This is a genomic window from Streptomyces exfoliatus (genome assembly GCF_000725545.1).
Lineage (GTDB): Bacteria > Actinomycetota > Actinomycetes > Streptomycetales > Streptomycetaceae > Streptomyces > Streptomyces exfoliatus.
The window spans coordinates 125,834-137,116 of record NZ_JNZP01000019.1; the positions used below are offsets into that span (position 1 = coordinate 125,834).

At 70.8% G+C, this 11,283-nt stretch carries 10 protein-coding genes and 5 tRNA genes; 5 read left to right on the forward strand and 10 right to left on the reverse strand.

Annotation, left to right across the window (positions count from 1 at the left end):
- The first annotated feature begins 83 nt into the window (after nucleotides 1–83).
- Nucleotides 84–800: an IclR family transcriptional regulator NdgR gene (ndgR, locus tag IO20_RS0123700; RefSeq protein ID WP_015036427.1), complete on the forward strand. Its 717-nt coding sequence runs from the start codon at nucleotides 84–86 to the stop codon at nucleotides 798–800.
- 132 nt (nucleotides 801–932) lie between these two features.
- Here ndgR and IO20_RS0123705 read toward each other — a convergent pair.
- The 10 genes from IO20_RS0123705 to IO20_RS0123750 all read right to left on the reverse strand — a co-directional run bounded on the left by IO20_RS0123705 (nucleotide 933) and on the right by IO20_RS0123750 (nucleotide 5,592).
- Nucleotides 933–1,005 (reverse strand) — tRNA-Glu (locus tag IO20_RS0123705).
- Between the two features lie 39 nt (nucleotides 1,006–1,044).
- A tRNA-Gln gene (locus tag IO20_RS0123710) sits at nucleotides 1,045–1,116 on the reverse strand.
- Nucleotides 1,117–1,130: 14 nt separating this feature from the next.
- Nucleotides 1,131–1,203: transfer RNA gene (locus IO20_RS0123715), tRNA-Glu, on the reverse strand.
- 61 nt (nucleotides 1,204–1,264) lie between these two features.
- A tRNA-Glu gene (locus tag IO20_RS0123720) sits at nucleotides 1,265–1,337 on the reverse strand.
- Nucleotides 1,338–1,379: 42 nt separating this feature from the next.
- Nucleotides 1,380–1,451 (reverse strand) — tRNA-Gln (locus tag IO20_RS0123725).
- A gap of 93 nt (nucleotides 1,452–1,544) precedes the next feature.
- Nucleotides 1,545–2,267, reverse strand: coding sequence for an HAD family hydrolase (locus IO20_RS0123730; RefSeq protein ID WP_030551097.1), 723 nt, complete (start codon nucleotides 2,265–2,267; stop codon nucleotides 1,545–1,547).
- Nucleotides 2,268–2,309: 42 nt separating this feature from the next.
- Nucleotides 2,310–2,954, reverse strand: coding sequence for a DUF4241 domain-containing protein (locus tag IO20_RS0123735; protein WP_030551098.1), 645 nt, complete (start codon nucleotides 2,952–2,954; stop codon nucleotides 2,310–2,312).
- An 85-nt stretch (nucleotides 2,955–3,039) separates the two neighbouring features.
- Nucleotides 3,040–4,515 carry a glutamate--tRNA ligase gene (gene gltX / locus IO20_RS0123740; protein WP_030551099.1) on the reverse strand — a complete coding sequence of 492 codons (1,476 nt, stop codon included), beginning with the start codon at nucleotides 4,513–4,515 and terminating at the stop codon, nucleotides 3,040–3,042.
- Entirely contained in the window at nucleotides 4,508–5,302 is a 795-nt protein-coding gene (locus tag IO20_RS0123745; RefSeq protein WP_030551100.1) for a fumarylacetoacetate hydrolase family protein, read from the reverse strand. The genes gltX and IO20_RS0123745 overlap by 8 nt, the downstream gene beginning before the upstream one ends.
- Nucleotides 5,303–5,382: 80 nt before the next feature.
- On the reverse strand, nucleotides 5,383–5,592 hold the full coding sequence (locus IO20_RS0123750; RefSeq protein ID WP_030551101.1) for a hypothetical protein: 210 nt from the start codon (nucleotides 5,590–5,592) through the stop codon (nucleotides 5,383–5,385).
- A 569-nt stretch (nucleotides 5,593–6,161) separates the two neighbouring features.
- Here IO20_RS0123750 and IO20_RS0123755 point away from each other — a divergent pair.
- The 4 genes from IO20_RS0123755 to IO20_RS36815 form a co-directional block, all read left to right on the forward strand.
- Nucleotides 6,162–10,019: a sensor histidine kinase gene (locus IO20_RS0123755; RefSeq protein WP_030551103.1), complete on the forward strand. Its 3,858-nt coding sequence runs from the start codon at nucleotides 6,162–6,164 to the stop codon at nucleotides 10,017–10,019.
- 9 nt (nucleotides 10,020–10,028) lie between these two features.
- The gene (locus tag IO20_RS0123760) at nucleotides 10,029–10,442 is read left to right on the forward strand and encodes a roadblock/LC7 domain-containing protein (protein WP_015036421.1); all 414 of its coding nucleotides are present in this window, start codon (nucleotides 10,029–10,031) and stop codon (nucleotides 10,440–10,442) included.
- Nucleotides 10,443–10,602: 160 nt separating this feature from the next.
- Nucleotides 10,603–11,007, forward strand: a complete 405-nt coding sequence (locus IO20_RS0123765) for a DUF742 domain-containing protein (protein ID WP_030206207.1) — start codon at nucleotides 10,603–10,605, stop codon at nucleotides 11,005–11,007.
- On the forward strand, nucleotides 10,988–11,283 hold a 296-nt coding region (locus IO20_RS36815), incomplete at its 3' end, for a GTP-binding protein (protein WP_037629057.1). The genes IO20_RS0123765 and IO20_RS36815, both read left to right, overlap by 20 nt.

Here is an 11,283-nt window from a genome sequence, read left to right on the forward strand (position 1 = left end):
GTTGTGCGGCCGCCTCACCAGAGTGACAAGTTCCGCAGGAAATTGAACTTGCGTTTCACAGAGTGAGACGCGAATATCGTTGCATGGACAACTCTAGCGGCGTAGGCGTTCTCGACAAGGCAGCCCTTGTCCTGAGCGCCCTGGAGTCCGGTCCGGCCACCCTCGCAGGACTGGTCGCGGCGACGGGACTCGCACGACCCACGGCACATCGTCTCGCCGTGGCACTGGAACACCACCGGATGGTGGCGCGTGACATGCAGGGCCGGTTCATCCTCGGACCGCGCCTCGCGGAGCTCGCCGCCGCGGCCGGCGAGGACCGTCTGCTCGCGACCGCGGGCCCGGTACTGACCCATCTGCGCGATGTCACCGGCGAGAGCGCCCAGCTCTACCGCCGGCAGGGCGACATGCGCATCTGCGTGGCGGCGGCCGAGCGTCTCTCGGGCCTGCGGGACACCGTCCCGGTCGGCTCGACGCTGACGATGAAGGCGGGCTCGTCGGCGCAGATCCTGATGGCCTGGGAGGAGCCCGAGCGCCTCCACCGCGGCCTCCAGGGCGCCCGCTTCACGGCGACGGCCCTGTCGGGCGTACGGCGCCGCGGCTGGGCCCAGTCGATCGGTGAGCGGGAGCCGGGCGTGGCGTCCGTCTCCGCGCCCGTGCGCGGCCCGTCGAACCGCGTGGTGGCGGCCGTCTCGGTCTCCGGACCCATCGAGCGTCTGACGCGCCACCCGGGCCGCATGCACGCCCAGGCGGTCATCGACGCCGCCGCCCGCCTCTCCGAGGCGCTCCGACGCACTGGCTGACGCTCTCCCTCTCCCCCTGTTCGTCCCCGGCCCACCGCTTCAACGCCGCAGCGGTGGGCCGGAGTTGTGTCTGTCTCCGGACGGGAAACAGCGAAGAAGCCCTCCCCCGAAGGGAAGGGCTTCTTCGTCTTGTACCCCCGACCGGATTCGAACCGGCGCTACCGCCTTGAGAGGGCGGCGTGCTAGGCCGCTACACAACGGGGGCCTTGCGGATCAGATCCGCGGTGCAGATGAGCTCTGCGAGCTGGCCTACCTGGACTCGAACCAAGAATGACGGTACCAGAAACCGTAGTGTTGCCAATTACACCATAGGCCATGGCGGTTAAACCGTACCCCCGACCGGATTCGAACCGGCGCTACCGCCTTGAGAGGGCGGCGTGCTAGGCCGCTACACAACGGGGGCCCTAGCGATCCTGCATCGAGTTCACCGGGTGCGACCCAGGTGATCCCGCGGGAAGGATCTGTACCCCCGACCGGATTCGAACCGGCGCTACCGCCTTGAGAGGGCGGCGTGCTAGGCCGCTACACAACGGGGGCTTTGTGGATGCCATCCACGAGTTTGCAGATGAGCTCTGCGAGCTGGCCTACCTGGACTCGAACCAAGACTAACGGAACCAGAAACCGTCGTGCTGCCAATTACACCATAGGCCACCGGGGCAACGTCCCCACCAGGGAGGATCTTGCTCGGCTTGCGCTTTGTGGGCTTTTGCCTTTCGGCTTGTTCCCCTCGGCGCAGGAAGAACATTACCCGAAGGTGGACGGTGCTCCAAAACGGGTATCCCCGCGGAGCAGGGCGGGGAGCTGGTGGAGGTCGGTGATCCGGTCGAGCTCCGGCCTGCCGCCCGTCGCGGAGCGGTCCAGCCACACCCCCCGCAGCCCGGCCTCGTGGGCGCCGCGGGCGTCGATGTCGGGCTGGTCCCCCACGTACACGATCTCGTGCGGGGCGAGGTTCAGGGCCGCGCAGGCCGCGTGGAAGGCCTCGGGGGCGGGCTTGGCGGTGCCGAGCTCGGCGGCGCAGAGGACGGCCTCGAAGCGGTCGCTCAGGCCCAGCGCGCGGAGCTTGGGCTCCTGGGCGTGGATGCTGGAGTTCGACAGGACCGCGTGCCGGTAGTCGGCGGCGAGCAGGTCGAGGACGGGGACGGCGTCGGGGAAGAGCTCCCAGGCGGCCTCGTAGTGGACCACGTACCGGCCGAACCAGTCGTCGGCCTGGGCGTCGGTGAGCCCGGGTGCCCCGAGGAAGTCCCGGACGCGGTGGCGCCGCTGGTCCTGGAAGGTGCCGCCCGCCGCCTCGAACCGCCGCCAGTGCAGCTCCGTGAGCTCCTTCCAGCGGCGCAGGGCGTCCTCGACGGACTCGTACGCCCCCAGGAGACCCTCGGCGGCGAGGTGGGCCCGCATGCCGGCCCGGTCGGCGCTCGCGTAGTCGAAGAGGGTGTCGTCGATGTCCCAGAGGACGGCGCGGATGGCCATGGGACGACGGTACCGCCGGGCGCGGGCGTGCCGGGAGCGGTTTCATGCGATCCGGGTGAAGCGGAAGGGACGGAAGTCGGTGACGAAGCAGACGACCTCGCCCTCGGCGTCGCGGCCGATCCAGGTCGCGTAGAGGCCGTCGCCCCAGCCGGAGCCGAACACGGCGACGGTGTGGCCGCTCTCACCCTCGCCGATGAACGCGGTCGGTCCGGACGGGCTGTCGTCCAGGCCCTCCCAGATCACGCCGGTCTCGTCGTCGGTGCCGGGGAAGGAGTGGTGGGCGGCCGGATCGACGAAGCAGCCGACTCCGGCGTCCACGCCGTAGCCGAAGTAGTCGTCCTCGGGGGCGTCCTCGCCGGGGACCAGGGCGGGCTCCCAGCGGGCCACCGGAGTGTCGCGGATCACCAGGCGGGCGGCTGCGTTCACGGTGTGGTCGTAGGGGTACGTGAAGGACGCCTCCGCGGTCTGCACCCGGTAGCGGCCGGGCGGGACCGTGACGGTGAAGGGCTCGGGCCGCTCGTCGTCGTCGCAGAGGTGGACGATCGGGTCGCAGGCGACGAGCCGGCCGGTGGGCAGCTCCAGCTCCCCCACGTCCCGCACGCCGAAGACGGCGTCTTTCTTGTCCCTGGTCGGGACGACGGCTCCCGGCGTGAACCAGAGCGTGTAGTCAGGGGGTGTCATGAACATGGGCCGACCCTAGGACCCGGGTACGACAACGGGGGCGCCGGCCGGAGGTCCTCCGGCCGGCGCCCCCGTGGCGTACGGCGCGCGGTTACGCGGCGAGCTTCGCCAGGGCCGCGTCGATGCGGGTCAGGGACTTCTCCTTGCCCAGGATCTCCATGGACTCGAAGAGCGGCAGGCCGACCGTGCGGCCGGTGACCGCGACGCGGACCGGGGCCTGGGCCTTGCCGAGCTTGAGGCCGTGGGCCTCGCCGGCGGCCAGGACCGCGTTCTTGAGGGACTCGGGGTCGCTCCAGTCGGCGTCCACGAGCTTCTCGCGGGCCGTGGTGAGCAGCGCGGCCGGCTCGCCCTTCATCGCCTTGTCCCACGAGGGCTGGTCGAAGACCGGCTCGGGGAGGAAGAGGAAGTCGACGTTGGCCGTGATCTCCGAGAGGACCGTCATACGGGTCTGGGCGTGCGGCGCGATGGCCTCCCAGGCGGCACGGTCGAAGTCCTCGGGCGCCCAGTTGGCGTGCGGGGCCTTCAGCCAGGGCTCGCAGGCCTCGGCGAAGGTCTTCACGTCGAGCATGCGGATGTGGTCCGCGTTGATCGACTCGGCCTTCTTGAGGTCGAAGCGCGCCGGGTTGGCGTTGACGTCGGCGATGTCGAACTTCGACACCATCTGCTCGATGGTGAAGATGTCCTGGTCCGCCGAGAACGACCAGCCGAGGAGGGAGAGGTAGTTCAGCAGGCCCTCGCGGAGGAAGCCGCGCTCCCGGTAGAGGTTGAGGGAGGCCTCGGGGTCGCGCTTGGACAGCTTCTTGTTGCCCTCGCCCATCACGTACGGCAGGTGTCCGAAGGAGGGGATCTCCTTGGCGACGCCCAGCTCGATCAGCGCCTTGTAGAGCGCGATCTGGCGCGGGGTGGAGGAGAGCAGGTCCTCGCCGCGCAGGACGTGGGTGATCTCCATCAGGGCGTCGTCGACCGGGTTGACCAGGGTGTACAGCGGGGCGCCGTTGGCGCGCACGATGCCGTAGTCCGGGACGTTGTCCGGGGTGAAGGTGAGCTCGCCGCGGACCAGGTCCGTGAAGGTGATGGGCTCGTCCGGCATCTTGAAGCGGACGATGGAGTCGCGGCCCTCGGCGCGGTAGCGCTCGATGCGCTCGGCGCTCAGGTTGCGGCAGGTGCCGTCGTAACCCGAGGGCTTGCCGGCCAGGCGGGCGGCGTCGCGGCGGGCCTCGAGCTCCACGGCGGTGCAGAAGCAGTGGTACGCGTGGCCGCCGGCGAGCAGCTTCTCGGCGACGTCCTTGTAGATGTCCATCCGCTGCGACTGGCGGTACGGCGCGTGCGGGCCGCCGACCTCCGGGCCCTCGTCCCAGTCGAGGCCGAGCCACTTCAGGGAGTCGAGCAGCTGCTCGTACGACTCCTCGGAGTCGCGGGCGGCGTCGGTGTCCTCGATGCGGAAGACCATGGTGCCCTCGTTGTGCCGGGCGAAGGCCCAGTTGAAGAGGGCGGTGCGGACCAGGCCCACGTGGGGGTTGCCGGTCGGCGAGGGACAGAAACGGACGCGGATGTTCGCGTTAGCCACGCTTGATCACCTTATTGGTGAGAGTGCCGATGCCTTCGATGGTGACGGCGACCTCGTCGCCGACGTTGAGGGGGCCGACCCCGGCGGGGGTGCCGGTGAGGATGACGTCGCCGGGGAGCAGCGTCATGGCCTCGGTGATGTGGACGACCAGGTCCTCGATGGAGCGGATCATGTCGCTCGTCCGACCCAGCTGGCGCTGTTCGCCGTTGACCGTGGCCTGGATGGTCAGGTCGCCGGCGGCGGCGAGGGTCAGGTCGGTCTCCACCCAGGGCCCCAGGGGGCAGGAGGTGTCGAAACCCTTGGCGCGGGCCCACTGCTTCTCGCGCTTCTGGGCGTCGCGGGCGGTGACGTCGTTGGCGCAGGTGTAGCCGAAGACGACGTCCTTCACGCGCTCGCGGGGCACCTCGCGGCACATACGGCCGATGACCACGGCCAGTTCGGCCTCGTGGTGCAGCTCGTTGGAGAAGGAGGGGTACTCGATGACGTCGCCGGGGCCGATCACCGAGGTGGTGGGCTTGAAGAAGGCGACGGGGACGTCGGGGACCTCGTTGCCGAGTTCGGCGGCGTGCTCCGCGTAGTTGCGGCCGATGGCCACGACCTTGTTGGGGAGCACGGGCGGCAGGAGCCGTACCTTGCTCAGCGGGACCTTGGTGCCGCTGAGCTCGAAGTCGGTGTACGGGATGCCCTTGATGATGTCGAGGACGAGGCCGCCTGATTCGACGGTGCCCTCACCCTCGACGGCGCCGAAGGCCACATTGCCGTCGATGGAGAATCTGGCGATGCGCACGAGTGCTGTCGCCCCTCACTTGGTACTGGCTGGAGTCTGACGCTCCAGGCTAACGCGGCGGGGGCGGCCGACCTGCGAAATCAGCGCGACGCGGAGGCGTACGGCTCCGGCTGGTACGGCGCCGGGGGCTGCATGAGGATCGTGCGGCGGGGGTTGGCGGTCCGGGTGGGCAGCGCGAGCGCGTACTCCGGCTGCGCGCCGCGGCCGAGTTCTGCGGCGTCCGTGAGGTGGACGAGGGTGGAACGGCGGGGGTTGGCCGTGGTGCCGGGCGTCGGCGTCGTCGTCTTCATCGCGGTGATCTGACCTTGTTCCGGAACGGGCGCCGCGTACGGGCGCGAGGTGGTGTAAAGCGTCAGGCTAAACATGCGATTCCCTTCGAATGCATGGCTAAGACATCGATCAGCGTGTGAGTTTGCTCACCACTGCCCGGACATTCCTGGCATTACGGACGGTCGATCCTCGTCACGGAAAGGGACATTCCGCCACTGAATGTTCTATTCCGCTCCTGATCATCGCGACTGGGACACACGGGTACGCGCAGTCATTGGAGAGGAAAAGTCCCAATCCTCCGTGATCATCTTCTACATGCGGTGACAGGACGCGCACGGGTTGTCATGACCCTCGTGGCGCGACACGCGGCTCTTGTTGGAGGTCCGGCACTGTGCTGGAATTCCACGCACCGCCGCGGGTTTCAAGCCGGCGCGCAGGGGGCGCAACGCAGCGCCGGCCGAGTGGCGGGGAAGGGGGAACTGCGCCGGTCACCGACGACCACCTGGGGGGCCCACCGCCCCCCGATTGACGCCGACACCGTCCTCTCCGTTCATCCGGAAGGACGCCTGGTCCAGAGGTTGCGACGCTAGTGCAGGGACGTTTCAAGAGGGATGGCTCGGGGTCTCCCCAGGCCCGTCAGGGCCGAGCGGATACTCCGGCGGAGCAGGAACCGCGTGCCGGGACCGACCGCGGTCCCTCGGCCTCGCACACCCCGAACCAGGGTCAGCGACCGTCCGGCGAAGGCGGTGACGGCGGCAGGCGCACGAGCGCCGCGGCCACTTCCGCCGAGCCGTCCGAAGCACCCCCCAAGAACAAGGCCGACAACGCCGGGACCGCCGAGAACTCGGCCGGCCCGCGAATAGCCCTGCGCAACTGGCGTATCTCCACGCGCCTGGTCGCACTGCTCACGCTCCCCGTGGTCGCGGCGACCACCCTGGGCGGCATCCGCATCAGCGAGTCGCTCCAGGACATGGAACAGCTCGACCACATGCAGCTGCTCACCAAGCTGACCCGTGAGGCGACCGACCTCGCGCAGGCCCTCCAGGCCGAGCGCGACCTGTCCGCGGGCCCGCTGGCCAACGGCCGGCCGACCAGCGACTACCAGGTCGCCAACCCGCGCCGGAAGACGGACATCGAGTACAAGGCCTTCCTCAAGGCCACCGAGGACATCCCGGCCACCGAGAGCGACGAGGCTCTTCGCAGCATCCGCCAGAACGTCGGCCAGATCGCCTCGCAGGTGATCCAGCTCAAGACGATCCGGGACAACGCCTACGAGAAGGGCGTCTCCCACTCGGTGACGGTCGAGGCCTACAGCCGCCTCATCCGCTCGCTGCTCAGCCTGTCCCAGGACATGGCGCAGGCGACCAGCAACCCCGAGATGATCAAGCGGACCCGCGCGCTCGCCGCGTTCTCGTCCGCCAAGGAGTACGCCTCCATCCAGCAGGCGATCATCGCGGCCGCGCTGCCCCCGAGCGACCGGACCTCCGGGAAGATCCAGCAGGGCGACCGCCTCTACGCCGAGGCCGCGCTCAACTCCGAGGGCGTCGAGCTCAAGTCCTTCCGGGCGATCTACGAGTCGACCGGCGGTGACGCCACCGAGCGCACCGCGTCCCTGACCAGCGGCAACCCCTCGATCACCGCCGCCGAGAAGTACGCCGAGCGCGTCCTCAACATGGACGACGCGATGCAGGGCGGCGTCAAGCGCGGTCACCTGAACTTCACCGACGAGTACGGCACCAAGCTCGCCGCCATGAACCGCATCGAGCGCGGTCTGCTCGGCGACATGGAGACCATGGCCCGTGAGCTGCGGCAGGAGTCGCAGCGCGAGGCCATCATCAACGGTGCGCTCATCCTCCTCGTCCTCGGCGTCTCGCTCATCGGCGCGTTCGTCGTGGCCCGGTCCATGATCCGGTCGCTGCGCAGGCTCCAGGACACCGCGACCAAGGTCGCCCAGGAGCGTCTGCCCGAGCTCGTCAAGCAGCTCTCCGAGTCCGACCCGCAGGACGTCGACACCTCCGTCGAGTCCGTCGGTGTGCACTCCCGGGACGAGATCGGCCAGGTGGCCGCGGCCTTCGACGACGTGCACCGCGAGGCCGTCCGCCTCGCCGCCGAGCAGGCCCTCCTCCGGGGCAACGTCAACGCGATGTTCACCAACCTCTCGCGCCGCTCGCAGGGCCTCATCCAGCGTCAGCTCTCGCTCATCTCCGAGCTGGAGTCCCGCGAGGCCGACCCGGACCAGCTGTCCTCGCTCTTCAAGCTCGACCACCTCGCGACGCGCATGCGCCGTAACGGTGAGAACCTCCTCGTCCTCGCCGGTGAGGAGCCGGGCCGTCGATGGACGCGTCCGGTCCCCCTGGTCGACGTCCTGCGCGCCGCCGCCTCCGAGGTGGAGCAGTACGAGCGCATCGAGCTGTCCTCCGTCCCGGCGACCGAGGTCGCCGGCCGGGTCGTCAACGACCTCGTGCACCTCCTCGCCGAGCTGCTCGAGAACGCCACCTCGTTCTCCTCGCCGCAGACGAAGGTCCGCGTCACCGGTCACGCGCTGCCCGACGGCCGCGTCCTCGTCGAGATCCACGACACCGGCATCGGCCTCTCCCCCGAGGACCTCGCCGCGATCAACGAGCGGCTCGCCTCGCCGCCCACCGTGGACGTCTCCGTCTCCCGCCGCATGGGCCTCTTCGTGGTCGGCCGCCTGTCCCTGCGACACGGCATCCGCATCCAGCTGCGCCCCTCCGACTCGGGCGGCACCACCGCGCTCGTCATGCTGCCGGTCGACGTCGCCCAGGGCGGCAAGAAGCCGATGCCCAAGCCGGGTGCCGGCGGCCAGGGCGCGATGCCGCAGGGCTCCTCCGCTCCGGGCGGCCGGCTCCCCGCCGGTCCCGGCGCGGCCGGCGGCCCCGGCGGACGTCCGGGCCAGGGCGCGCCGTCGGCGACCGCCGGCCGGCTCGGCACCGGAGCCCCGCGCGGCCAGGTCGGTACGAGCGGTCCCCGGGCCGCGCTGCCCGCCCGGGACGGAGCCCCCCTCGCGGGCGGTCCGCAGGGCGCGCCGCAGTCCCGTACCCCGCAGCCGCAGAACGCGCAGCAGGACCAGACCGGTCAGCTGCCGCAGGCCCCGCAGAGCCACGACCCGCTGCGGCCCGGCCCCGGCGGCGGTCTCATCGGCGGCGCCGCGAGCGCCATCCCCTCCCGTACGGACGTGTGGGGCAACACCTCCGGCCCGCAGGCCGGATCCGGTTCGCCGCAGCAGGCCCCGCAGGGCAACCGCTCCGGCGGGTACGAGTTCCCGCGCGCCGAGCTGCCGGGGGGCAACCCCCAGCCGCAGCGCCCGCAGGCCGCGAGCTGGGGCAACGACCAGGCGCAGCAGCCGGTCCGGCGCCCGCAGCAGGAGATGTCCCCGCTGGACGCTCCGCGCGGTCACGAGGAGGCCGAGACGACGGGCCAGTTCGCGGCTCCGGGGGCCCCGCAGGGTCCCGGTTCCACGGGCCAGTTCGCACGTCCCGACTTCGACGCCCCGCAGCGGCAGCCGCAGGGCCGGCCCCCGCAGGCCCCGCAGCAGGCTCAGCAGCAGCCCCAGCAGGCCTACCAGGGCGGTGCCCAGGACCCGGCGTCGACGGCGCAGTTCCCGCGTCCCGACTTCGGTGCCCCGCAGGGTCCCGGTTCCACCGGCCAGTTCGCGCGCCCCGACTTCAACGCCCCGCAGCAGCAGCCGCAGGGCTACCAGGGCGGGCAGCAGCAGGCCCCGCAGGGGTACCAGGGCGGCCAGCAGCAGTTCGGCCGGCAGCCGTTCGTACCGCAGGCGCAGCAGCAGGCCCCGCAGGCGCCGGCTCCGCGACAGCGGACCGGTGGCGACTTCGGCGGCGGTGACTTCGGCGGTCAGAACCGGGGTCCCGAGCCGGTCCAGCAGCAGGCGCCGCAGCCGCGTCACCCGCAGCTCCAGCAGCCGCGCCGTCCGGAGGCCCTGCCGCCGGCGGGTGCGGGCGACGGCCGTACGCCGCTGTTCGACTCGCTGGAGACCAACTGGCAGCAGCAGGGCGCGGGGCGTGTCCCTGACGTGGCGCAGACGACGCAGACCCCGGTCGTGTCGCAGCCGTCCGCTCCCGCGCCCCGGCAGACCGGTGACCCGGCCGCCGACGGCCGGCAGAACGGCGGGGCCGCCTGGCGGACCACGCCCAACGACGAGCTGGTGCGCCAGGCCGAGCGGGTGCGCAAGCCCGCGGCCGGCGGTGTCACCACCTCAGGTCTTCCGCGCCGTGTGCCGAAGGCCAACCTCGTACCCGGGACCGCACAGGAGCAGGCCCACACGGCCGGCCCCCAGGTCTCGCGTGCACCCGACGACGTCCGCGGCCGGCTGACCAATCTGCGCCGCGGCATCCAGCAGGGCCGACAGGCCGGCAACTCGACCACGGGTAACCACCACCTCGGTCCGAACCATCAGCAGGAGCGCTAGTTGAACGCGATGAGCCAGGCGGCGCAGAACCTGAACTGGTTGATCACCAATTTCGTGGACAACACCCCCGGGGTGTCGCACACGGTGGTGGTCTCCGCCGACGGACTCCTGCTCGCCATGTCCGAAGGATTCCCCCGTGACCGCGCCGACCAGCTGGCGGCGGTCGCGTCCGGACTGACCTCGCTGACCGCGGGCGCGTCCCGGATCTTCGAGGGGGGCCCCGTCGCACAGACCGTGGTGGAGATGGAGCGCGGCTTCCTCTTCCTCATGCAGGTCTCCGACGGCTCCTCACTGGCCGTACTCGCCCACCCCGAGTGCGACATCGGCCTCGTGGGCTACGAGATGGCGCTCCTGGTCGACCGGGCCGGCAGCGTCCTCACCCCGGACCTCCGCGCGGAGCTCCAGGGCAGCCTGCTGCACTAGCCGGTTCCCCATACCGGACAACCCCCGCACGACCGATCGACAGGGCGGTACGCCCCTCCGTACCGCCCTGCGCACCGTTGTTCATCGTCCGGCCGCCCCACCCGGCCCCCCACCGGCCCCATCAGACGGCAGAGAGTTTGCTGTCACGCCCGGAGGATTCATGACCCCGCCCCCCGCCTCTCACGATCCGTACGGCAACTCAGTCGACGAGTACGGGCACGAGGGCGACCAGCCGCTGGTGCGTCCGTACGCGATGACCGGCGGCCGGACCCGGCCGCGCTACCAGCTCGCCATCGAAGCCCTTGTCAGCACCACGGCAGACCCGGCGCACCTCGCCACGCTGCTCCCCGAGCATCAGCGGATCTGCCACCTGTGCCGTGAGGTCAAGTCGGTGGCCGAGGTGTCGGCGCTGCTCTCGATGCCGCTCGGTGTCGCCAGGATCCTCGTCGCCGACCTGGCGGAGGCCGGCATGGTGGCGATCCACCAGCCGGGCAACGGAGAGACCGGCGGCACGCCGGACGTGACTCTGCTCGAAAGGGTGCTCAGTGGACTTCGCAAGCTCTAATGGCGGTTCCGGTTCTCAGGGACGGGCGACCACCAGCGCGAAGATCGTGGTGGCGGGCGGATTCGGCGTGGGCAAGACCACGTTCGTCGGCGCCGTCTCGGAGATCGACCCGCTGCGTACCGAGGCCGTGATGACGTCGGCTTCGGCGGGCATCGACGACCTCACGCACACCGGCGGCAAGACGACGACGACCGTCGCCATGGACTTCGGCCGCATCACCCTGGACCAGGACCTGATCCTGTACCTGTTCGGCACCCCCGGACAGGACCGCTTCTG